Genomic DNA, 22,997 nt, shown 5'->3' on the forward strand with positions numbered 1-22,997 from the left:
GCAAAAGCCATAAACCGCTTGTTTTGTGGTAGAATCAACAAGATTTTTGCCATACGAAATTACAGATAATCATGACCGACGCAACCATCCGCAACGACCATAAATTTGCACTTGAAACCCTGCCTGTCAGCCTTGAAGACGAAATGCGCAAGAGCTACCTCGATTACGCCATGAGCGTGATTGTGGGACGAGCCCTGCCGGATGTCCGTGACGGTCTCAAGCCGGTACACCGCCGCGTGTTGTACGCGATGCACGAGTTGAAAAATAACTGGAATTCCGCCTATAAAAAATCGGCGCGTATCGTCGGCGACGTCATCGGTAAATACCACCCTCACGGCGATACAGCCGTTTACGACACAATCGTCCGCATGGCACAAGACTTCTCCATGCGTTATGTGCTGATTGACGGTCAGGGCAACTTTGGTTCTGTCGACGGCTTGGCTGCAGCAGCCATGCGTTATACCGAAATCCGCATGGAAAAAATTTCCCATGAAATGCTGGCGGATATTGAAGAAGAAACCGTCAACTTCGGCCCCAACTATGACGGCAGCGAACATGAGCCGCTGGTGTTGCCGACCCGTTTCCCAGCGCTGTTAGTCAATGGTTCGTCCGGTATTGCCGTCGGTATGGCAACCAATATCCCGCCGCACAATTTGGGCGATACCATCAATGCCTGCCTGCGTTTGTTGGACGAGCCTGAAACTGAAATCGACGAGCTGATCAACATTATCCAAGCGCCCGATTTCCCAACTGGCGCAACTATTTACGGCTTGAGTGGCGTGCGCGAAGGCTATAAAACCGGCCGCGGCCGTGTAGTGATGCGCGGTAAAACCCATATCGAGCCTATCGGTAAAAACGGCGAACGCGAAGCCATCGTTATCGATGAAATCCCATATCAAGTAAACAAAGCCAAGCTGGTTGAGAAAATCGGCGAGTTGGTACGCGAAAAAACGTTGGAAGGCGTATCCGACTTGCGCGACGAGTCCGATAAATCCGGTATGCGTGTCGTGATTGAATTGAAACGCAATGAAAATGCCGAAGTCGTTTTGAACCAACTCTACAAACTGACCCAGCTGCAAGACAGCTTCGGTATCAACATGGTGGCCTTGGTTGACGGCCAGCCGCGTTTGCTGAACTTGAAACAAATCCTGTCCGAGTTCCTGCGCCACCGTCGCGAAGTCGTTACCCGTCGTACTTTGTTCCGCCTGAAAAAAGCGCGTCATGAAGGCCATATTGCCGAAGGTAAAGCAGTTGCTTTGTCCAATATCGACGAAATCATCCGTCTGATCAAAGAATCTGCCAATGCGCCGGAAGCCAAAGAAAAACTGCTGTCCCGCCCATGGCGCAGCAGCTTGGTTGAAGACATGCTCAGCCGCACGGATTTAGACCTGCATATGATGCGCCCTGAAGGCTTGCCAGAGAATTTGGGTCTGCACAGCCAAGGCTATTATCTGAGCGAATTGCAAGCCGATGCCATTTTGCGCATGAGCTTGCGTAACCTGACCGGTCTCGATCAGGAAGAAATTGTCGGCGAATATAAAAACCTGATGAGCAAAATCATTGATTTCGTGGATATTCTTTCCAAACCTGAGCGCGTTACCCAAATCATCCGCGAAGAATTGGCAGACATCAAAGCCAACTTTGGCGATGAGCGTCGCAGCGAAATCAATCCGTTTGGCGGCGATATCGCCGATGAAGACCTGATTCCGCAACGCGAAATGGTCGTTACCCTGACTCATGGCGGCTACATCAAAACCCAGCCGACTACCGATTATCAGGCGCAGCGTCGCGGCGGCCGCGGCAAACAGGCAGCGGCAACCAAAGACGAAGACTTTATCGAAACCCTGTTTGTTGCCAATACGCATGATTATTTGATGTGCTTTACCAATTTGGGCAAGTGCCATTGGATTAAAGTGTACAAACTGCCGGAAGGTGGCCGTAATAGCCGCGGTCGTCCGATTAACAACGTTATCCAATTGGAAGAAGGCGAAAAAGTCAGCGCCATCTTGGCCGTCCGCGAATTCCCCGAAGACCAATACGTCTTCTTCGCCACCGCACAAGGCATGGTGAAAAAAGTCCAGCTGTCTGCGTTTAAAAACGTCCGCAGCCAAGGTATTAAAGCCATCGCGCTTAAAGAAGGCGATTACTTGGTCGGTGCAGCGCAAACTGGTGGTGCGGACGACATTATGTTGTTCTCCAACTTGGGCAAGGCCATCCGCTTTAACGAATTTTGGGAAAAATCCGGTAACGATGAAGTAGAAGATGCCGATATCGAAACCGAAAACGAAGATTCAGACGGCCTGGATGATGAAAATGCCGAAAACGCATTGCCAAGCGGCAAACACGGTGTCCGTCCGTCCGGTCGCGGTAGCGGCGGTTTGCGCGGTATGCGCCTGCCGGCCGATGGCAAGATTGTCAGCCTGATTACCTTCGCCCCTGAAGCCGAGCAAAGCGATTTGCAAGTATTGACTGCTACCGCCAACGGCTATGGCAAACGCACCCCAATTGCCGATTACAGCCGTAAAAACAAAGGCGGCCAAGGCAATATCGCTATCAATACCGGCGAGCGCAACGGCGATTTGGTTGCCGCAACTTTGGTCAGTGAAACCGACGACCTGATGCTGATTACCAGTGGCGGCGTCCTGATTCGTACCAAAGTTGAGCAGATTCGCGAGACCGGCCGTGCTGCCGCAGGTGTCCGCCTGATTAATCTGGACGAAGGTGAAACTCTAGTCAGCTTGGAGCGTGTGGCCGAAGAGGCTGAAGATGAAGCCGCTTTAGAAAGCGATGCAGTTGAAAACCAAGTGGTAGAAGCTGAAGATACTCCGTCTCAAGAATCTTAAACGTCAATGAAAAAGGCCGTCTGAAAAGTTTTCAGACGGCCTGCTTATTCCAAAAGAAAATCCCCGTGAGCGCAACCGAACCGTTCGATTTACCTCTTTTTCTGAAAAATCTGCCCAATCTGCCGGGCGTGTACCGTTTTTTTGACGAAGACAACAATGTTTTGTATGTCGGCAAAGCGGTCAATCTCAAGCGGCGCGTTTCCAGCTATTTCCAAAAAAACGACCATTCGCCGCGCATCGCATTGATGGTAAAACAGGTTCACCATATCGAAACCACCATCACGCGTTCCGAAGCCGAAGCGCTGATTCTCGAAAACAACTTTATCAAAGCCTTGTCGCCGAAATACAATATCCTTTTCCGCGATGACAAAAGCTATCCTTATTTGATGCTCAGCGGCCATCAATATCCGCAAATGGCGTATTACCGCGGCACGCTGAAAAAGCCCAATCAATATTTCGGCCCGTATCCCAACAGCAATGCCGTGCGCGACAGCATTCAAGTGTTGCAAAAAGTCTTTATGCTGCGTACCTGTGAAGACAGCGTATTCGAGCATCGCGACCGTCCTTGTCTGCTGTACCAAATCAAACGCTGCACCGCGCCCTGTGTCGGCCACATCAGCGAAGAAGATTATCGTGACAGCGTGCGCGAGGCCGCGACTTTTCTCAATGGTAAAACCGACGAACTGACGCGCACCTTGCAACACAAAATGCAAACCGCTGCCGCTAATCTGCAATTTGAAGAAGCCGCCCGTTACCGCGATCAAATTCAAGCACTCGGCATCATGCAGAGTAATCAGTTTATCGACAGCAAAAATCCGAACAATCCCAACGATATCGATTTGCTCGCGCTGGCGGTTTCAGACGGCCTGGTTTGCGTACACTGGGTCAGCATCCGCGGCGGACGGCATGTAGGCGACAAAAGCTTTTTCCCCGACACCAAAAACGATCCCGAGCCAAACGGACAAGATTACGCCGAAGCCTTTGTCGCCCAACATTATTTGGGTAAAAGCAAACCCGACATCATTATCAGCAACTTTCCCGTTCCCGATGCGCTGAAAGAGGCTTTGGAGGGCGAACACGGCAAGCAGATGCAGTTTGTCACCAAAACCATAGGCGAACGCAAAGTCTGGTTGAAAATGGCGGAACAAAATGCACAAATGGCGATTGCACAACGCCGCCTGCAACAAAGCAGCCAGCAACACCGCATTGATGAACTGACCAAAATCCTCGGCATGGATTCAGACGGCCTCAACCGCCTTGAATGTTTCGATATCAGCCACACACAAGGCGAGGCTACTATTGCGTCTTGTGTTGTGTACGATGAGCAAAACATCCAGCCTTCGCAATACCGCCGCTACAACATCACGACCGCCAAGCCTGGCGACGACTACGCCGCCATGCGCGAAGTCCTGACGCGCCGTTACGGCAAAATGCAGGAAGCCGAAGCCAATGGCGAGGTCGTCAAATGGCCGGATGTCGTGTTGATTGACGGCGGCAAAGGGCAAATCGGCGTAGCCGTATCGGTATGGGAAGAACTTGGGCTGCATATACCTTTGGTCGGTATCGCCAAAGGCCCCGAGCGCAAAGCCGGCATGGAAGAACTCATACTGCCTTTTACCGGCGAAGTCTTCCGCCTGCCGCCCAACAGCCCGGCCTTGCATTTATTGCAAACCGTACGCGATGAGTCGCACCGCTTTGCCATCACAGGCCACCGCAAAAAACGCGACAAAGCACGCGTTACTTCCTCACTCAGCGAAATCCCCGGTATCGGCAGCAAACGCCGCCAAGCATTGCTCACCCGATTCGGCGGTTTGCGCGGCGTGATTGCGGCCAGCCGCGAGGACTTGGAAAAAGTTGAAGGCATCAGCAAAGCATTGGCGGAAACCATTTACGAGCATCTGCACTGATTGGCTTGAAGAGCAAAAAGGAACAATATGAAACCTGTCATCATTAAAAATATCGAGATCGGCAAAGGTCTGCCTAAAATTGCCGTGCCACTGGTGGCCGCCAATACGCAGGAATTGGAGCAGGCTTTGCGCGTATTGAAAGAGACGGCTTTTGACATCATTGAATTTCGTGCGGATTTTTTCGAAAAAGCGCTTGATGCCGATTTTATTACCGAACAATTAGGCATTGTCCGACAGGCTTTTCTTGACAAGCCTTTACTGTTTACGTTTAGAAGGGCGCAAGAGGGCGGCAATACGCCTTGTTCTGACGACTATTATTTTGAATTATTGGAAAAAATCATCCGTTCCAAACAAGCCGATATTATCGACATTGAGCTTTTTGCCGAGGAAAGCGGCGTAAAACAAACCATGGCTTTGGCGCATAAATATCAAGCTGCCGCCTTGCTTTGCAATCACGATTTCCAAGCCACGCCGTCTTTAGCAGACATTACAGGCCGTCTGAAAACAATGGCCGAGTGGGGCGCGGATATCTGCAAAATTGCCGTCATTCCGCAATCGCCGCAAGATGTATTGACTTTATTGCAGGCAACATATGATGTTTCACAAATTATCAACCACCCGATTATTACTATGTCCATGGGTAAAACCGGAGCCATCAGCCGCTTGGCCGGTTCGGCTTTCGGCTCGGCCGTTACCTTTGGTGCAGCACAAAAAACGTCGGCTCCCGGCCAAATTGATGCCAACGAATTGAGGAAAATCTTGGCAATTTTGGGATAGTTTAATTATTAATATTCAAGGCCGTCTGAAAAATATTTTTCAGACGGCCTGATTTTTTTAAATTTATTTCTTTTAATTTTAAATAAAATAGGTAACAATAGGTTTCCAATTTCTAATAACTAGAGGAGAAATAAAATGACTACTACTAAAGAAAATCTGGCGAACCCCGGTCCTGTCGGCTTGTGCGGCTTTGCATTGACAACTTGGCTGCTTAGTCTGATTAACGGCGGCTTTTTTACTGCTCAAGAGGGTGTCGGCTTAGTTTTGGGCATGGCTCTCGCCTTTGGTGGTATCGCCCAAGTTATTGCCGGTATGTTTGAATTCAAGAAAGGCAATACGTTTGGCTTTACCGCTTTTATCAGCTATGGCGCCTTCTGGTGGACATGGGCTTTGTTTACCATCTTTTTTAAAGGTGAAACAGCCCCGGCATTTATCGGCTGGTATCTTTGCGCATGGGGTATGTTTTCGCTGATGATGTTTGTGGCCACCTTGACTAAGCCTAAAGTATTGAGCGGTATTTTCTTTTTCTTGACACTGACTTTCTTTGCCCTGGGTATTGGCGATGGTATGGAAAATCATAGCATCGTCCATATCGGCGGTTGCTTAGGCTTGGTAACTGCACTTGGTGCGTTCTACTTGGCAGCGGCAGAGGTCATCAACGAATCTTTCGGCCGTACTGTTTTGCCGATTGGCGAACGTAAATAAGCTTGACCATACAAAATGCCGTCTGAATGGTGGAAATGAAATCAAAGATTTCGACCGCAATGTTCAGACGGCATTTTTTATTTGTCTTCAAATAAATCGACATCAAATAAATCCGGCTCTTTAATTCGCTCCCGACAATCAAGCTTGATGTCTTCGGTAACCCGACAGCAGCACGGCAAAATTTCTCCGGGCGCGACAAAAGCGAGCGGAAAATTATCATAAGAGACTTTCCCATCCAAGATTTTGACCCGGCATGAACCGCAATAGCCGCTGCGACATTGGTATTCAACCTCGTGTCCGGTGCGCTCCAAGCCCTCCAATAAGGTTTCGCCTTGTTGGAGTTGGAAGGTTTTGTCGTGTGTGCTGATGAGTGCCATATGATTTGTTTGGATTGGAAAGGCCGTCTGAAACGGTGTAAAGACAAAATCAAAGATTTCTGCCACACCGTTCAGACGGCCTTGATCATAAAACCGAATGTTCGATTACAGCTCGAAATCGCCTAAATCGTCGGCATTGACTTCCGAATCAATCTGACCAATCAGGTAAGAGGAAATTTCCACTTCCTGCGGCGCAACCTGTACATTGTCAGAAGACAGCCATGCGTTAATCCAAGGAATCGGGTTTTGGGTCGCACCCTCAAATCCGGCTGGAAGGCCAACCGCCTGCATACGCAGATTGGTAATGTATTCAACGTATTGAGCCAGAATTTCCTTGTTCAGACCAATCATCGAACCGTCTTTAAACAGATAGGCCGCCCATTCTTTTTCCTGCTCGGCTGCTTTTTTGAAGAGGTTGAAGCATTCGTCCTGCAATTCATTCGCAATTTCAGCCATTTCAGGATCATCGGCACCAGCGCGCATCAGGTTGAGCATATGCTGGGTGCTGGTCAGGTGCAGGGCTTCGTCACGGGCAATCAGTTTGATGATTTTAGCGTTGCCTTCCATCAATTCGCGCTCAGCAAAGGCAAATGAGCAGGCGAATGAAACGTAGAAGCGGATGGCTTCCAACACGTTGACGCACATCAGGCAGAGATAGAGCTTTTTCTTCAACTCACGCAAAGATACGGTAACAAGTTTGCCGCCGATATTGTGCGAACCTTCGCCCAACAGATTGTAATATTGGGTGTATTCAATCAAATCATCGTAATAGCAGGCAATGTCTTCCGCACGGGCGATGATGTATTTGTTTTGCACAATATCATCAAACACGACTGACGGATCATTCACGATATTGCGGATGATGTGGGTATAGCTGCGCGAGTGGATGGTTTCGCTGAAGCTCCACGTTTCAATCCACGTTTCCAGCTCGGGAATCGATACTAAAGGTAAGAACGCAACATTCGGGCTGCGGCCTTGGATCGAATCGAGCAGGGTTTGGTATTTCAGATTGCTGATGAAAATATGTTTTTCGTGTTCAGGCAGATTGGCGTAGTCAATACGGTCGCGCGACACGTCGATTTCTTCCGGCCGCCAGAAAAACGACAGTTGCTTTTCAATCAGTTTCTCAAATACTTCGTATTTCTGCTGGTCATAACGAGCGACATTTACCGGCTGACCAAAAAACATCGGCTCTTTCAACGCGTCGTTTTTGGTCTTGGAAAAGGTGCTGTATGACATAGTTAGGTGTTCGCAGGACATAACGTCTCTCTTTTTAAAAATTAGTCGACTTTTCTATTAATTTTTAATTCACCATATGAAACATGTTGAATTTTATCAATAAATCGCCATGCTAAAATAGCGAAGACTGAAAGAACACTAATAAATATATAAAGTTTATATTCAGCTAAGAATAACCCAATGGTATCCATACTTTTCCTTTTCTGGAAAATAACAACTTAGCTTCATATAGTAGTAGGTACTAATTTAAGAAAATCCTTAAAGCCTTCTACTATCTAGAAGCCTTGGATATATTTCAAAAATCAACCTGTTTTAAATCTTACAAGCCCCACCTGCACAACCGTCATCCTGAATATCAGTCTGCGTATCATCTGCGCCGTCGCGGGTATTGTGGTAGTACAGGGTTTTGACGCCGTATTTATAGGCGGTCAGCAGGTCTTTCAGCATTTGTTTCATGGAAACTTTGCTGCCTTCAAATTTGTTCGGGTCGTAGGCGGTATTGGCGGAAATCGATTGATCAACGAATTTTTGCATTACGCCGACGAGTTTCAGGTAGCCTTCGTTGCCGGGAAGCTGCCACAGGGTTTCGTAGGCATCTTTCAGGGTTTCAAATTCCGGTACGACTTGTTTCAAAATACCGTCTTTCGATGCTTTGACCGTTACCAATCCGCGTGGAGGCTCGATGCCGTTGGTGGCGTTGGCAATTTGCGAGCTGGTTTCAGACGGCATGAGTGCGGTCAGGGTAGAGTTGCGCAGACCGTATTTGACGATGTCGGCGCGCAGGCTTTCCCAGTCGTAGTGCAAAGGCTCGTTGCACACGGCGTCCAAGTCTTTTTTGTAGGTGTCGATAGGCAGTTTGCCTTGCGAATAAACGGTTTGGTTGAACAGCGGGCATGCGCCGTATTCTTTGGCAAGGTTTACCGATGCTTTGAGCAGGTAATACTGCATGGCTTCAAAGGTGCGGTGGGTCAGGCCGAGGGCGGAGTCGTCGCTGTAACGTACGCCGTTTTTCGCCAGATAGTAGGCGTAGTTGATGACGCCGATGCCGAGTGTGCGGCGGTTCATGGTTGCGGTGCGTGCGGCTGCAACCGGATAGTCTTGATAATCCAACAGGGCATCAAGTGCGCGTACGGTCAAATCGGCAAGCTCTTCCAGTTCGTCCAAGTTGTTCAATGCACCCAAGTTGAAGGCGGACAGGGTACACAAGGCAATTTCGCCTTCTGCGTCGTTGATGTTGTCCAGCGGTTTGGTCGGCAGGGCGATTTCCATGCACAAGTTGGACTGATGAACAGGCGCAACGCGCGGATCAAACGGGCTGTGCGTGTTGCAGTGGTCAACGTTTTGGATGTAGATACGACCGGTACCGGCGCGTTCTTGCATCAGGGTTGAGAACAATTCTGTTGCCGGCAAAGTACGTTTGCGGATGTTTGGATCTTGCTCGTATTGAGTGTAGAGGCGCTCGAATTCGTCTTGATCGGCGAAGAAGGCATCATACAAACCCGGAACTTCATTTGGCGAGAACAGGGTAATGTTGCCGCCTTTAATCAAACGGGTGTACAGCAGGCGGTTGATTTGTACGCCGTAGTCCAATTGGCGGATACGGTTGTCTTCTACGCCGCGGTTGTTTTTCAATACCAACAGGCTTTCGGCTTCGATGTGCCACAATGGGTAGAACAAGGTTGCCGCGCCGCCGCGTACGCCGCCTTGTGAGCAAGATTTAACGGCCGCTTGGAACATTTTGAAAAACGGAATGCAGCCGGTATGTTGCGCTTCGCCGCCGCGGATTTCGCTGCCCAAGCCGCGGATACGTCCGGCGTTGATGCCGATGCCCGCGCGTTGGGAAACGTATTTCACAATCGCGCTGGTGGTGGCGTTGATGGAATCCAGACTGTCGTCGCATTCAATCAATACGCAGCTTGAGAATTGGCGCGTAGGCGTGCGCACGCCGCTCATAATCGGGGTTGGCAGTGATACTTTAAACGTAGAAACGGCGTCGTAAAAACGTTTGACGTAGTCCAAACGGGTCTCTTTCGGGTATTTGCTGAAGAGGCACATCGCTACCAAAATGTATAAGAACTGCGGCGTTTCATAAATCTGGCGGGTAACGCGGTTCTGCACCAGATATTTGCCTTCCAGCTGTTTTACGGCAGCATAAGAGAAAGTCATATCGCGGCTGTGGTCGATATAGGCATTCAGCTCGTCGAATTCTTCGCGACTGTAATCTGCGATGATGTGGCGGTCGTATTTGCCTGCCTCGGTCAGTTTTTTAACGTGATCATAGAGGTGAGGTGGTTCGAATTCGCCATAAGCGATTTTGCGCAGATGGAAAATGGCGAGACGGGCAGCCAGATATTGATAATCGGGCGTATCTTGTGAGATCAGGTCGGCCGCGGCCTTGATGATGGTCTCATGGATGTCGTCGGTACGGATACCGTTGTAAAACTGAATATGAGATTTGAGCTCGACTTGCGATACGGAGACGTTTTGTAAGCCTTCTGCCGCCCAAGTAACAACACGGTGGATTTTGTCTAAATCGATATTTTCCAAGCGTCCGTCGCGTTTGGTTACTTTAATATTCGTTGCTGCATTCATTGTTCAGTCTTCCCATTAAAAAACACAAGATACGGTATGTGATTGCTTTGAACGGCACAATATAATGTATTTTTCTTTGTTTAACTAGACTTGACAATGCGCTTTTTTCGGGGTGTGGATTAGGGGATAGGAGGCCTAAACCAGATTTTATGTGGCTTTGTGGCGATTTGATATTTTTTTGCATTTGCATCACATTTGTTCAAACATTGGCTAGAGGCTTATGAAATAAAGAAATTTATATTCGGCTTCTGTCTGCATGGAAAGTGTGTTAAATTTTGCAAAGCAAGAAGGATAGTGCTGTAATTGCTTACACTCATTTATCATGAAACATATTGAGAAGTTTGTCGATTTATTAGGCGAGGCATATAATGGGATGACTATCCAACCTGAATTGGGAGCGAATCATGTTGACACTGAAAACTTTAGGTTCTGCAATGGCAGTGGTTGCCGTATTGAGCTTTGGTACTTATTCTGCCGAAGTGGTGGCCAAACCGCATGGCCATCATGTGAGCAAACACCAGCCAGCGAAGAAAAACAAATTGCATCCTGCTTGTAAGAGATACCTTGAGCGCCGTGCCGCTTGGTATCGCTACAAAGGTAACAAGGCTGAATTGAGGGAAAACCGAAAAGCGGCAAAAGCGTTCCGCGGTTTGCCTTATGCTGAGCAAAAAATTCAATGCCAAGCTGCTTATCAGGCATTTGATGATTTTGATCACGGCAAATTCAGCCGCCGTTAATCATCTTATTTAAACAAAGGCCGTCTGAATGTTTCAGACGGCCTTTGATATTTATTTCTCAACAATGATTTTGTTTTCGGCTTGAGGCTCGTATTGGGTAGATTCATCACCGTAATACAATACGCCCAGCTTGATGGGGATGCGGCCTTGCGATTTGCGGTGAGCATTGGAATCGCGCAGGGAGTAGGCGCAACCGCAGTATTCTTGTTGGTAGAAATGCTCGCGCTTGCTGATTTCTATCATGCGTGCGCTGCCTCCGCCTTTGCGCCAGTTGAAATCCCAATAAACCAAGTCATCGTACGGCTCGGCAGCGCGATGGCCGCAGCCGTTAATCTGTTTCATATCTTTCCAGCGTGAAATGCCCAGTGAGCTGGTGAAAACATGAAAGCCGTTTTCATGGGCGTATTGCGCCGCTTTTTCAAAACGCATGTCGAAACACATGGTGCAGCGGATACCGCGTTCGGGTTCAAATTCCATGCCTTTGGCTTTGGCGAACCATTCTTTGCGGTCGTTTTCGTAGTCGTCGTCTTTATCGACAAAAGGGATGCCGAATTTGTCTGCAAAGCGCATGTTTTCTTCTTTGCGCAACATATATTCTTTGTGCGGATGGATATTGGGGTTGTAAAAATAAATGGTGTAGTCGATGCCGCTGGCAAGCATGGCTTCCATCACTTCGCCGGAACATGGGGCGCAGCAGGAATGCAGCAGGACTTTTTTATGGCCTCCGGGCGGAACGAGGATGGGGCGGTCAATGTCGGTAACGATGGGAGTGTTTAATTTGGTCATGGTTGGATTCTATTTATTGTTAAGTGTTTCAGACGGCCTTGGGTATTGAGGCCGTCTGAAATATAAAATGAAGCATATATTTTAACAGAGCCGCACTTTAATGGAACAGTTTACTACTGCTTTTTCTTTTCGTTCAATGGTTTGAACTCTTGTGCATCCGGAGGCGGGGCTGCGAAGATGGTGTCTGGATTGGGGTGCGCTCCGAATTCTGCCAGCAGGTTGCGATAGTCCAGCGACTGTTTCATCAGCTCGGCGGCGGCGGTGCGCAGGTTGTCCACGTCTTCCGGCGGCAGATAGAAACTGGTCGGGATATTCAATACCTTGTCCCTCAGCCGGGATGGCGGAAGGTCTTTGAGATTCAGGCTGACGAAAGAGAAATAGATGTTTTCATTCTGCTTGTCTTTGTTCCATTGATCGACAAAGGCCCTGAAGCGGCGCAAAGACTCTTGCGAATGTTGGTCGATCGGGATATTCACGATGGCGGAAACAACATCGCGGAAGCCGGGTACGGCCGCGCTTTTATCCAAATTGCTGCTGACTTCGTTTTGGGCATTGACGTTGATGACGACAATATGGCGGATTTTGTTTTGTTTGATTTTATGCGTCAGAATTTTTTCCGGATACATTTCCGTCATATCCAAAAGGCTGCGCATGCCCAGATTGTCGGTCAGGCCGCCGTCTATCAGGTGGATGTAGGGGCGGTTTTTGCTGTTGCTGTATTTTTGGAAACGCTCAAAAAATTCTTTTCGGGTTTGCAGCTGTCTTTTACCGGCTTCGCTGTCGGAGACAAGTTGCAGCGGCGGCGTGTATTGGCAATGGCCGCCGTTGTTATTGAGCGTAATCGGTGCGAACACCATAGGCACGGAGCTTGACGCAGCAACGGCGCGGGCAAGTCGCAAGTCGCCCAAGTCGATACACATCGGGTCGAAATATTCCTGCGTGAAATTGAAACGCTCGCCTATGCCCATATCGGTGGCGGAAATGATTGCAAACGGGCCCTTGGCATTTTTTTCCAAATCGCGGAAAGTGGTTTTGCCGAAAAGGTAGTTTTCAAACTGCTCCTGCAACAGATCGCCGCGTCTATATTCAGGCGAGGCCAGTCGGGGCAGATTGGACATGGAGAATGCCTGTTTGACGACTTGGCGTTGGAAGTTTTGGTGTAGGAAACGTTTATAAAACAAAGGAATGGTTTCTTCGCCCTTGAGTGCAAAATAAGCTGCCAAAACCGAGCCGCCGGATACGCCGACCACCACATCGACATTCGACATCAAAGATTGTTTTTTGCCGCCGATGGTAATCTGTTGCTTATGAAGCTGCTCCAACACGCCATAACCTAAGGCTGACGCGCGCGTACCGCCGCCGGAGAACATCAATACAATAAGCGTATCGTCTTCGTTGTTGCGCTGAAGCTGGCTGGTTTCAAAGCGGTAGCCACGTTGCAGGTCGACCGTATCAATGCCAGCAAGAGGCTGATATTTCACCAGCGAGCAGGCGGATAATAGGGCTGCGGAGAGCAGGGAAAGGGTGGATTTAAAAGGGAATTTCGGCATAAACACAGGAAGGTCGGTTATTCATTCAAAACGGATTATAAAGGTTTTCAGACGGCCTTTATAGAAGGTAGACTTTCAGACGGCCTTTTTGCATCGATTTTCCGTTATAATCGACACAATCTTTATCTTTCCAAACCTTTATGGCGCAACCAAACCGCATCAACCACGAACCTATCTTTCTGCTTGCTTCCGCCCCGTGGCGCGAGAGCAGCTTGTGGGTGGAGGCTTTCAGCCGCCGTTATGGACGGGTGGCTTTGTTGGCAAGAAGTGCGCGTAAACGTCAGAGCGAATTGCGCGGCGTGTTGGTGCCGTTTGTGCCGGTGAGCGCGTCTTGGTATGGTTCGCAAGAGTTGAAGACCCTGCATCGCGCCGAATGGATAGGCGGGTGGCCTCAGCCGCAGGGCAGGGCTTTGTTCAGCGGATTGTATGTGAACGAGTTGATGCTGAAGTTGACCGTCCGCGAAGATCCGTTACCCGAGCTTTACGATGTTTTGGCGGAAACCATGAAAACCATTTGTTGCGAGGCCAACCATATTGCCGCTTTGCGCCGTTTTGAATGGTCGCTGCTGACACGTTTGGGCTTTGCCCCCGATTTGTTCCATGACGGCAACGACAATGAAATCAACGGCGAAGAAACTTATTGGCTTACACCGGAAGAGGCCGTGGTGCCCTTGGCAGAGGCCGACCGTTTCCATGCGCTCAATAAAGGCGTTGCCGTATTGGGCGCGACTTTAATCGATTTGAGGGAAGGCAGTTTCGTTCATCAGGAAAGTCTGGGGCAGGCTTTGAAAGTAACGCGGCTTTTGATTGACAACCTTCTGCCTGAGGGCATCAAGTCTCGGCAGGTTTTGCAGCAGTTGCAGCAGTTTGGCTTGGGCAGTTGAATTTTTTTCAGACGGCCTTTGATAGGTAATGACTCAGGCCGTCTGAAACCTTAATGAAAGGACATTATTATGTTGTTAGGCGTAAACATCGACCATATTGCCACCGTCCGCAATGCGCGCGGTACGATTTATCCCAGCCCTGTCGAAGCGGCGCTGATTGCGGAAACCCATGGCGCAGATTTAATTACCATGCACTTGCGTGAAGACCGCCGCCATATTAAAGATGCGGACGTGTTCGCCGTTAAAAACGCCATCCGCACGCGCCTGAATTTGGAAATGGCGCTGACGGAAGAAATGTTGGAAAACGCGCTCAACGTCATGCCTGAAGATGTGTGCCTCGTGCCTGAAAAACGTCAAGAAGTGACCACTGAAGGCGGTTTGGATGTATTGGCGCAACAGGATAAAGTGGCCAAATTCACCAAAATCCTGACCGACGCAGGCATCCGCGTGTCCTTGTTTATCGATGCCGACAACGCGCAAATCCAAGCCGCTTATGATGTCGGTGCCCCCGTTATTGAATTGCACACCGGCGCATATGCCGATGCGCACAGCCATGCCGAGCAAATGAAACAATTCGAGCGCATTCAAAACGGCGCGCATTACGCCAGCGATTTGGGTTTGGTCGTCAATGCCGGACACGGCCTGACCATTCACAATGTTACGCCGATTGCTCAAATCCTCGCCATCCGCGAGTTGAACATCGGCCATTCGCTGATTTCCCAAGCACTCTTCCTCGGCCTGCCAGAAGCAGTCCGCCAAATGAAGGAAGTCATGTTCAGAGCCAGAATGCTGCCTTAACGGCATCAGTATCAGCTATACCGGCTAAGTCGATTTGCTTTGGCCGGTATTCACACTTTCAGACGGCCTGACTATTTAAACAAGGAGCAGACCCATGATTTACGGAATCGGTACAGACATTGTTTCCCTCAAACGCATTATCCGCCTGAACAAAAAATTCGGACTGGCATTTGCGCAACGCATTCTCAGCCCGGAAGAGCTGTTGGAATTTCCGCAGGCAGGCAAACCGGTCAACTATCTTGCCAAACGCTTTGCTGCCAAAGAGGCTTTTGCCAAAGCCGTCGGTACGGGCATACGCGGCGTGGTGTCTTTCCGCAACATTGGTGTCGGACATGACGCATTGGGCAAACCTGAATTGTTTTTTGCACCGGCTTTGACTAAATGGCTGGAGGAACAGGGTATCCGAAGCTGCCATCTCAGTATGAGCGATGAAGAAGATACCGTCATGGCTTTTGTCATTGCGGAAAAATAAGGCAGGATTCAAGTATTCTGAAATAGAGCATCCTTTTCAGACGGCCTGAAGGGTTAGGTATTTGTTGAAGGTCGGGCGTATAGGCCCGACATCGTTTTTTTACGCATAAATCGGCAGGTGTCACTGCCTGCCGTATATAAGAATAATCTCATGATGACTGAAGACACACGTCCATTGGTACAAGTGGTTGCCGGAATTTTGCTCGACCAAAACGGCTGCTACCTGCTCAGTTCCCGCCCAGAGGGCAAACCGTATGCCGGCTATTGGGAATTTGCCGGAGGCAAGGTTGAGGCAGGCGAAAGCGATTTTCAAGCCTTGCAACGCGAGTTTGAAGAAGAACTCGGCATCCGTATCCTTGCCGCTACGCCGTGGCTGACGAAAGTCCATTCCTACGAACACGCACATGTACGCCTGCATTTTTTATGGGTGGAAGCCGACCAATGGGCAGGTGAAATCCAATCGAGGGAAGGGCAGAAATGGGCATGGCAAAAGGCAGGGGATTTTACCGTTGCGCCGATGTTGCCTGCCAATAGCGCATTATTACGCTCCCTATCTATTCCGCGCCAGCTTCAAGGCCGTCTGAAAAGCGACTTGAGCGGTCGAAACAGCATGGGCGAATATCATGTTGTGCCATATCTATCGGCTCAGCATCAAACCGCCTCTGCCGTATTGCTGGATTTTGCCGATTGGCAACAAGGCAAGCCGATAGAAGCGCCCAGCGTGTGGCCAGTCATTGAAAACGCCGAACAATGGCAGCAGGTGCAAAATGCCGATGCTGTCGTATGGAAAGTAGCAAATGAAGCGGCAGCCAAGCAAGTTGTCGATATTTTGGCGCAAGGCGTGGCTATGCCGTTGATTGCGGCTACTCCAGAAAGTATGGTTTCCATTTATCGCGAACAGTGGCAGAGCATGGGTGTGCATGCTGTTTTGACCGATAATGACATTGAGGCCGTCTGAAATGAGTAAAAATCAAAAACTACTGATTGCCGCTGTTTTACTGATTGTGTTTGCGGCGGCCAAACTGCTGCTCCTGGATTGGTGGCAGCGGAAACAGTCAAAAGCGAATGTAGTCGAATGTAGTCTGACACAAGGCTGCGTCCTGCCTGACGGTTCAAAAGTGCGTGCGACCTCCATCAATATACACGAGCCATTCGATATTGTGGTTGAGAATGTGCCGAAGAATACGGGCGCTGTCAGTATCAGTTTCAGTATGAAAAACATGGACATGGGCTTCAATCGCTACAACCTGACGCAACAATCGCCGCAAAGTTGGCAGGCTGTGCAAGTCCGCTTGCCGTTTTGCGTCGAAGGCCGCCATGATTACACTGTCGACATTACCATTGGCAAACAGACTTTTCAGACGGCATTTAGTGCAGAGTAGTCATCAGGCAAAGGCCGTCTGAAAATTTAAAGGCAAAAATTTTAATTTTTTCAGGCGGCATATTTAAAAGTTCTTTATAAATGAATCAATTATAAATTATTTTTAGATAGATTGTTTACAATCATTCTGACTATCAGTCAAAAGTACAAAACGGACAGAAGCTAGGCCACATAAGGATTTGATGTGGTACAGCCTGTCCGTTTTTTACATTTGTTGCAAAAAAATCGTTTATTAATAACTGAATTTTTTATAATTTTTTTGAAAAAAGTGTTTGACAAGACCGGTTTTATTTTTTAAATTTGTTTCCATAAATAAAAACTACATCGCACTACAAAGGAACATCATCATGAATCTGTATCAAACCACTCTCTCTTGTTATAGATTTTCTCCCGTCTCTGCCGCTCCCGTCGCCGCCAGCTTATTGGCAGTCCCGACGGTCTGAAGGCTCTCAACCCGAATCCAGTTTCCGCATTCCTACGAACGCTTCGGGTTTTAAAATATCTGTATCTCCAATCGAATTCATATTTTGATTAATAAAAATTAAAAAACGCACACCTTAGCTTCAGCCTTATTGTATTTATTGGTTTTGATAACTATTTGTATTTATTGATTTTAAATTTTTTAGATGGTTGATGATTGAAATTTTACAGGCCGTCTGAAAACAGTTTTTAGAACGATTGTTTCTTTTTAAACGGTTTGTTTCAAGTTGTGAAAAAACCGAGCCGTCCGATTAATACTGAAAAAAGTCTATAAAGGAGAAATATGATGAGTCAACACTCTGCCGGAGCGCGTTTCCGTCAAGCCGTGAAAGAATCGAATCCACTAGCCGTCGTCGGTTGCGTCAATGCTTACTTTGCACGATTGGCCACCCAAAGCGGTTTCAAAGCCATCTACCTGTCTGGCGGCGGCGTTGCAGCTTGCTCTTGCGGTATCCCTGATTTGGGCATTACCACAATGGAAGATGTGCTGATTGACGCACGACGCATTACGGACAACGTGGATACGCCTTTGCTGGTGGACATCGATGTGGGTTGGGGTGGTGCATTCAATATTGCCCGTACCATTCGCAACTTTGAACGCGCTGGTGTTGCAGCGGTTCACATCGAAGATCAGGTAGCGCAGAAACGCTGCGGCCACCGTCCGAACAAAGCCATTGTATCTAAAGATGAAATGGTCGACCGTATCAAAGCTGCCGTCGATGCCCGCGTTGATGAGAACTTTGTGATTATGGCGCGTACCGATGCGCTGGCGGTAGAAGGTTTGGATGCCGCTATCGAACGAGCTCAGGCTTGTGTCGAAGCCGGTGCGGACATGATTTTCCCTGAAGCCATGACCGATTTGAAAATGTACCGCCAATTTGCAGATGCAGTGAAAGTACCTGTATTGGCCAACATTACTGAGTTTGGTTCCACTCCGCTTTATACCCAAAGCGAGCTGGCTGAAAACGGCGTGTCACTGGTGCTGTATCCGCTGTCATCGTTCCGCGCAGCAAGCAAAGCCGCTCTGAATGTTTATGAAGCGATTATGCGTGATGGCACTCAGGCCGCAGTGGTTGACACTATGCAAACCCGTGCCGAGCTGTACGAGCATCTGAATTATCATGCCTTCGAGCAAAAACTGGATAAATTGTTTCAAAAATAAGTAACTGCTTTCAGACGGCCTTTCAACAAATCCGCATCGGCCGTCTGAAAAATAAAACCCATAAAAATACAAAGGAGAAATACCATGACTGAAACTACTCAAACCCCGACTTTCAAACCTAAAAAATCCGTTGCGCTTTCTGGAGTTGCGGCCGGTAATACCGAATTGTGTACCGTTGGCCGTACCGGCAACGATTTGAGCTATCGCGGTTACGATATCTTGGATTTGGCACAAAAATGCGAGTTTGAAGAAGTCGCCCACCTGCTGATTCACGGTCATCTGCCCAACAAATTCGAGCTGGCCGCTTATAAAGCCAAGCTCAAATCCATGCGCGGCCTGCCTATCCGTGTGATCAAAGTTTTGGAAAGCCTGCCTGCACATACCCATCCGATGGACGTGATGCGTACCGGCGTATCCATGCTGGGCTGCGTTCATCCTGAACGTGAAAGCCATCCGGAAAGTGAAGCGCGCGATATCGCCGACAAACTGATCGCCAGCCTCGGCAGCATCCTGCTGTACTGGTATCAATATTCGCACAACGGTAAACGCATTGAAGTTGAAAGCGACGAAGAGACCATCGGCGGTCATTTCCTGCACCTGTTGCACGGCAAACGCCCAAGCGAATCACACATCAAAGCCATGCACGTTTCACTGATTCTGTATGCAGAACACGAGTTCAATGCTTCTACCTTTACCGCCCGCGTGATTGCCGGTACAGGCTCTGATATGTACTCCAGCATTACCGGTGCAATCGGCGCGTTGAAAGGTCCGAAACACGGCGGTGCAAACGAGGTGGCTTACGATATTCAAAAACGCTACCGCAATGCCGACGAAGCCGAAGCAGACATCCGCGAACGCATCGGCCGCAAAGAAATCGTGATCGGTTTCGGCCATCCGGTGTACACCATTTCCGACCCTCGCAACGTTGTCATTAAAGAAGTGGCACGCGGTTTGAGCAAAGAAACCGGCGATATGCGCCTCTTTGACATTGCCGAACGCTTGGAGAGCGTGATGTGGGAAGAGAAAAAAATGTTCCCGAATCTGGACTGGTTCTCTGCCGTTTCCTACCAAAAATTGGGCGTACCGACCGCTATGTTCACACCGCTGTTCGTAATTTCCCGTACAACCGGCTGGGCGGCACACGTTCTCGAGCAACGCAAAGACGGCAAAATCATCCGTCCAAGCGCAAACTACACAGGCCCCGAAGATTTGGCATTCGTGGAGATTGAAAACCGCTAATACGCGTAACATCAGGGTGGACCGCCTGCCCGCCCTATCTCGAAATGCCGTTTGAAAACAATGAATAAATGATGTTTTCGTTTTTCGACGGCCTAGTGCAGTATGCGAGAGAGAGAGCCGGCCGTTTGGAAAACATGCTGCTCTGCTGTCGTCATTCCCATACAGGCAGAAATTCAAAAGTTGAAATGTTCTGCTGTAAAGAGTGCTGAAAGATTTAAGTTTGGATTTCCGTCTATACGGGAATGATGGTAGCGGAGCAGCAATTTTTTTTCATACCGCGAATAGATTTCAGACAACAAGCAATAAAACAGAATTTATGGTTTCAGACGGTCTTAAGGTCCGAATCAACAGGCCGTCTGAAACCCAAAACCAAAAAAATAATAGATTTAGGAGAACCGACATGACTGCCAACCAACGTTACCGCAAAGCTTTACCCGGTACGGATTTGGAATATTACGACGCGCGTCAGGCGTGTGAAGACATCAAACCAGGCTCTTACGACAAGCTGCCTTATACAAGCCGTATCTTGGCTGAGAACTTGGTCAACCGCGCAGACAAAGTCGACCTGCCTACGCTGCAAAGCTGGCTGGGCCAGCTGATTGAGGGAAAACAGGAAATCGACTTTCCTTGGTATCCAGCGCGCGTGGTGTGTCACGATATTCTGGGTCAGACAGCGTTGGTGGATTTGGCGGGCCTGCGCGATGCGATTGCCGAAAAAGGCGGCGATCCTTCCAAAGTGAATCCTGTGGTGCAAACCCAGCTCATCGTCGACCACTCTCTGGCCGTTGAATGCGGCGGTTACGATCCTGATGCCTTCCGCAAAAACCGCGAAATCGAAGACAGACGTAACGAAGACCGTTTCCACTTCATCAACTGGACAAAAACCGCATTTGAAAATGTGGACGTGATTCCGGCGGGCAACGGCATTATGCACCAAATCAACTTGGAAAAAATGTCGCCGGTTGTCCAAGTCAAAAACGGCGTGGCATTCCCTGATACCTGTGTCGGTACAGACTCACATACGCCGCACGTCGATTCATTGGGCGTGATTTCCGTAGGCGTGGGCGGTTTGGAAGCCGAAACCGTGATGTTGGGCCGTGCCTCCATGATGCGTCTGCCTGATATTGTCGGTGTTGAGCTGACCGGCAAACGCCAGCCGGGCATTACTGCCACCGACATCGTGTTGGCACTGACCGAATTTTTGCGTAAAGAGCGCGTGGTTGGCGCATTTGTCGAATTTTTCGGTGAGGGCGCAAGAAGCCTGTCTATCGGCGACCGTGCCACCATTTCCAATATGACCCCTGAGTTCGGAGCGACTGCTGCGATGTTCGCTATTGATGAGCAAACCATTGATTATTTGAAACTGACCGGCCGCAATGACGCGCAAGTGAAATTGGTGGAAACCTACGCCAAAACCGCAGGCTTGTGGGCAGATGCCTTGAAAACCGCCGTTTATCCTCGCGTATTGAAATTTGATTTGAGTAGCGTAACACGCAACATGGCAGGCCCAAGTAACCCGCATGCCCGTTTTGCGACCGCTGATTTGGCCAGCAAAGGCTTGGCAAAACCTTACGAAGAGCCTTCAGACGGCCAAATGCCTGACGGTGCAGTGATTATTGCCGCGATTACTTCCTGTACCAATACTTCCAATCCGCGCAACGTTGTTGCCGCCGCGTTGTTGGCACGCAATGCAAACCGCCTCGGCTTGCAACGCAAACCTTGGGTGAAATCTTCGTTTGCCCCGGGTTCAAAAGTAGCCGAAATCTATTTGAAAGAAGCAGGCCTACTGCCTGAAATGGAAAAACTCGGCTTCGGTATCGTTGCCTTCGCATGTACCACCTGTAACGGCATGAGCGGCGCGCTGGATCCGAAAATCCAAAAAGAAATCATCGACCGCGATTTGTACGCTACCGCCGTATTGTCAGGCAACCGCAACTTCGACGGCCGCATCCATCCGTATGCGAAACAGGCTTTCCTCGCTTCGCCTCCGTTGGTCGTTGCCTACGCGCTGGCAGGCAGCATCCGTTTTGATATTGAAAACGATGTACTCGGCGTTGCAGACGGCCGCGAAATCCGCCTGAAAGATATCTGGCCGACCGATGAAGAAATCGATGCCATCGTTGCCGAATATGTGAAACCTCAACAATTCCGCGACGTTTATATCCCGATGTTTGACACCGGCACAGCACAAAAAGCACCAAGCCCGCTGTACGACTGGCGTCCAATGTCCACCTATATCCGCCGCCCACCTTACTGGGAAGGCGCACTGGCAGGGGAACGCACATTGAGCGGTATGCGTCCGCTGGCGATTTTGCCCGACAACATCACCACCGACCACCTCTCGCCATCCAATGCGATTTTGGCCAGCAGTGCCGCAGGCGAATATTTGGCGAAAATGGGTTTGCCTGAAGAAGACTTCAACTCTTACGCAACCCACCGCGGCGACCACTTGACCGCCCAACGCGCAACCTTCGCCAATCCGAAACTGTTTAACGAAATGGTAAGAAACGAAGATGGCAGCGTACGCCAAGGTTCGCTGGCACGCGTTGAACCCGAAGGCCAAACCATGCGTATGTGGGAAGCCATCGAAACCTATATGAACCGCAAACAGCCGCTCATCATCATTGCCGGCGCGGACTACGGTCAAGGCTCAAGCCGCGACTGGGCTGCAAAAGGCGTACGCCTCGCCGGTGTGGAAGCGATTGTTGCCGAAGGCTTTGAGCGTATCCACCGCACCAACTTGATCGGTATGGGCGTGTTGCCGTTGCAGTTCAAACCGGGTACCAACCGCCATACCCTGCAACTGGACGGTACGGAAACCTACGACGTTGTCGGCGAACGCACACCGCGTTGCGACCTGACCCTCGTGATTCACCGTAAAAACGGCGAAACCGTCGAAGTTCCGGTGACCTGCCGCCTCGATACCGCAGAAGAAGTGTTGGTATATGAAGCCGGTGGCGTGTTGCAACGTTTCGCACAAGACTTTTTAGAAGGAAATGCAGCGTAAGGTAAATCGGGTATCGTCAAAATGCCCGGGCTACGCTCAAAAAGGTTTTCAGACGGCCTCGA

19 protein-coding genes are annotated in these 22,997 nt (G+C 49.4%); 13 read left to right on the forward strand and 6 right to left on the reverse strand.

Going from position 1 to position 22,997, the window contains the following annotated elements:
* Positions 1-71 precede the first annotated feature (71 nt).
* From gyrA to ACTHSW_RS06220, 4 genes are all read left to right on the forward strand, one after another.
* Complete coding sequence (gene gyrA / locus ACTHSW_RS06205; RefSeq protein WP_440373794.1) at positions 72-2,843, forward strand: DNA gyrase subunit A; 2,772 nt, start codon at positions 72-74, stop codon at positions 2,841-2,843.
* 65 nt (positions 2,844-2,908) lie between these two features.
* Entirely contained in the window at positions 2,909-4,750 is a 1,842-nt protein-coding gene (gene uvrC / locus ACTHSW_RS06210; RefSeq protein WP_107810882.1) for an excinuclease ABC subunit UvrC, read from the forward strand.
* Positions 4,751-4,777: 27 nt separating this feature from the next.
* Positions 4,778-5,527, forward strand: a complete 750-nt coding sequence (gene aroD / locus ACTHSW_RS06215; protein WP_070461895.1) for a type I 3-dehydroquinate dehydratase — start codon at positions 4,778-4,780, stop codon at positions 5,525-5,527.
* Positions 5,528-5,662: 135 nt separating this feature from the next.
* Positions 5,663-6,232 (forward strand): acetate uptake transporter, encoded by a 570-nt coding sequence (locus ACTHSW_RS06220; RefSeq protein ID WP_070461898.1) that lies wholly within the window; start codon positions 5,663-5,665, stop codon positions 6,230-6,232.
* A 77-nt stretch (positions 6,233-6,309) separates the two neighbouring features.
* Here ACTHSW_RS06220 and yfaE read toward each other — a convergent pair whose 3' ends face one another.
* From yfaE to nrdA, 4 genes are all read right to left on the reverse strand, one after another.
* On the reverse strand, positions 6,310-6,609 hold the full coding sequence (yfaE, locus tag ACTHSW_RS06225; RefSeq protein ID WP_003686421.1) for a class I ribonucleotide reductase maintenance protein YfaE: 300 nt from the start codon (positions 6,607-6,609) through the stop codon (positions 6,310-6,312).
* Positions 6,610-6,714: 105 nt separating this feature from the next.
* Entirely contained in the window at positions 6,715-7,848 is a 1,134-nt protein-coding gene (gene nrdB, locus ACTHSW_RS06230) for a class Ia ribonucleoside-diphosphate reductase subunit beta (RefSeq protein WP_039863698.1), read from the reverse strand.
* A 41-nt stretch (positions 7,849-7,889) separates the two neighbouring features.
* Positions 7,890-8,039, reverse strand: coding sequence for a hypothetical protein (locus ACTHSW_RS06235; RefSeq protein ID WP_199901828.1), 150 nt, complete (start codon positions 8,037-8,039; stop codon positions 7,890-7,892).
* A gap of 121 nt (positions 8,040-8,160) precedes the next feature.
* Positions 8,161-10,440: a class 1a ribonucleoside-diphosphate reductase subunit alpha gene (gene nrdA, locus ACTHSW_RS06240; protein ID WP_070461901.1), complete on the reverse strand. Its 2,280-nt coding sequence runs from the start codon at positions 10,438-10,440 to the stop codon at positions 8,161-8,163.
* A gap of 404 nt (positions 10,441-10,844) precedes the next feature.
* Between nrdA and ACTHSW_RS06245 the strand changes: the two genes are divergently transcribed.
* A complete protein-coding gene (locus ACTHSW_RS06245; protein ID WP_070461903.1) occupies positions 10,845-11,177 on the forward strand; it encodes a stress response protein in 333 nt (110 codons plus the stop codon).
* 51 nt (positions 11,178-11,228) lie between these two features.
* On the opposite strand, the gene ACTHSW_RS06250 is transcribed toward ACTHSW_RS06245, so the two are convergent.
* Positions 11,229-11,963, reverse strand: a complete 735-nt coding sequence (locus ACTHSW_RS06250; protein WP_070461905.1) for an epoxyqueuosine reductase QueH — start codon at positions 11,961-11,963, stop codon at positions 11,229-11,231.
* A 113-nt stretch (positions 11,964-12,076) separates the two neighbouring features.
* On the reverse strand, positions 12,077-13,513 hold the full coding sequence (locus ACTHSW_RS06255) for a patatin-like phospholipase family protein (RefSeq protein WP_070461906.1): 1,437 nt from the start codon (positions 13,511-13,513) through the stop codon (positions 12,077-12,079).
* A gap of 140 nt (positions 13,514-13,653) precedes the next feature.
* On the opposite strand from ACTHSW_RS06255, the gene recO reads away from it, so the two are divergent.
* The 8 genes from recO (at position 13,654) to acnD (ending at position 22,935) form a co-directional block, all read left to right on the forward strand.
* Complete coding sequence (gene recO / locus ACTHSW_RS06260; protein WP_070461909.1) at positions 13,654-14,397, forward strand: DNA repair protein RecO; 744 nt, start codon at positions 13,654-13,656, stop codon at positions 14,395-14,397.
* A gap of 69 nt (positions 14,398-14,466) precedes the next feature.
* Positions 14,467-15,195, forward strand: coding sequence for a pyridoxine 5'-phosphate synthase (gene pdxJ, locus ACTHSW_RS06265; RefSeq protein WP_070461911.1), 729 nt, complete (start codon positions 14,467-14,469; stop codon positions 15,193-15,195).
* 94 nt (positions 15,196-15,289) lie between these two features.
* Positions 15,290-15,667, forward strand: coding sequence for a holo-ACP synthase (gene acpS / locus ACTHSW_RS06270; protein ID WP_003686416.1), 378 nt, complete (start codon positions 15,290-15,292; stop codon positions 15,665-15,667).
* Positions 15,668-15,820: 153 nt separating this feature from the next.
* Positions 15,821-16,624, forward strand: coding sequence for an NUDIX domain-containing protein (locus ACTHSW_RS06275; RefSeq protein ID WP_234396203.1), 804 nt, complete (start codon positions 15,821-15,823; stop codon positions 16,622-16,624).
* Between the two features lies 1 nt (position 16,625).
* Positions 16,626-17,048, forward strand: coding sequence for a hypothetical protein (locus ACTHSW_RS06280; protein ID WP_070461914.1), 423 nt, complete (start codon positions 16,626-16,628; stop codon positions 17,046-17,048).
* 765 nt (positions 17,049-17,813) lie between these two features.
* Positions 17,814-18,689, forward strand: coding sequence for a methylisocitrate lyase (gene prpB / locus ACTHSW_RS06285; RefSeq protein WP_002233567.1), 876 nt, complete (start codon positions 17,814-17,816; stop codon positions 18,687-18,689).
* A gap of 84 nt (positions 18,690-18,773) precedes the next feature.
* Positions 18,774-19,928 (forward strand): bifunctional 2-methylcitrate synthase/citrate synthase, encoded by a 1,155-nt coding sequence (gene prpC, locus ACTHSW_RS06290; RefSeq protein WP_070461916.1) that lies wholly within the window; start codon positions 18,774-18,776, stop codon positions 19,926-19,928.
* 400 nt (positions 19,929-20,328) lie between these two features.
* Positions 20,329-22,935, forward strand: coding sequence for a Fe/S-dependent 2-methylisocitrate dehydratase AcnD (gene acnD / locus ACTHSW_RS06295; protein WP_063067867.1), 2,607 nt, complete (start codon positions 20,329-20,331; stop codon positions 22,933-22,935).
* Positions 22,936-22,997: the final 62 nt, after the last annotated feature.

Source organism: Neisseria sp. P0008.S004 (genome assembly GCF_051962755.1).
Taxonomy (GTDB): domain Bacteria; phylum Pseudomonadota; class Gammaproteobacteria; order Burkholderiales; family Neisseriaceae; genus Neisseria; species Neisseria subflava_A.

Coding starts and splice junctions, on each gene's coding strand:
- gyrA (WP_440373794.1), top strand. CDS start 72: ATGACCGACGCAACCATCCGCAACGACCATAAATTTGCACTTGAAACC.
- aroD (WP_070461895.1), top strand. CDS start 4,778: ATGAAACCTGTCATCATTAAAAATATCGAGATCGGCAAAGGTCTGCCT.
- ACTHSW_RS06220 (WP_070461898.1), top strand. CDS start 5,663: ATGACTACTACTAAAGAAAATCTGGCGAACCCCGGTCCTGTCGGCTTG.
- yfaE (WP_003686421.1), bottom strand. CDS start 6,609: ATGGCACTCATCAGCACACACGACAAAACCTTCCAACTCCAACAAGGC.
- nrdB (WP_039863698.1), bottom strand. CDS start 7,848: ATGTCATACAGCACCTTTTCCAAGACCAAAAACGACGCGTTGAAAGAG.
- ACTHSW_RS06235 (WP_199901828.1), bottom strand. CDS start 8,039: ATGGATACCATTGGGTTATTCTTAGCTGAATATAAACTTTATATATTT.
- nrdA (WP_070461901.1), bottom strand. CDS start 10,440: ATGAATGCAGCAACGAATATTAAAGTAACCAAACGCGACGGACGCTTG.
- ACTHSW_RS06245 (WP_070461903.1), top strand. CDS start 10,845: ATGTTGACACTGAAAACTTTAGGTTCTGCAATGGCAGTGGTTGCCGTA.
- ACTHSW_RS06250 (WP_070461905.1), bottom strand. CDS start 11,963: ATGACCAAATTAAACACTCCCATCGTTACCGACATTGACCGCCCCATC.
- ACTHSW_RS06255 (WP_070461906.1), bottom strand. CDS start 13,513: ATGCCGAAATTCCCTTTTAAATCCACCCTTTCCCTGCTCTCCGCAGCC.
- recO (WP_070461909.1), top strand. CDS start 13,654: ATGGCGCAACCAAACCGCATCAACCACGAACCTATCTTTCTGCTTGCT.
- pdxJ (WP_070461911.1), top strand. CDS start 14,467: ATGTTGTTAGGCGTAAACATCGACCATATTGCCACCGTCCGCAATGCG.
- acpS (WP_003686416.1), top strand. CDS start 15,290: ATGATTTACGGAATCGGTACAGACATTGTTTCCCTCAAACGCATTATC.
- ACTHSW_RS06275 (WP_234396203.1), top strand. CDS start 15,821: ATGACTGAAGACACACGTCCATTGGTACAAGTGGTTGCCGGAATTTTG.
- ACTHSW_RS06280 (WP_070461914.1), top strand. CDS start 16,626: ATGAGTAAAAATCAAAAACTACTGATTGCCGCTGTTTTACTGATTGTG.
- prpB (WP_002233567.1), top strand. CDS start 17,814: ATGAGTCAACACTCTGCCGGAGCGCGTTTCCGTCAAGCCGTGAAAGAA.
- prpC (WP_070461916.1), top strand. CDS start 18,774: ATGACTGAAACTACTCAAACCCCGACTTTCAAACCTAAAAAATCCGTT.
- acnD (WP_063067867.1), top strand. CDS start 20,329: ATGACTGCCAACCAACGTTACCGCAAAGCTTTACCCGGTACGGATTTG.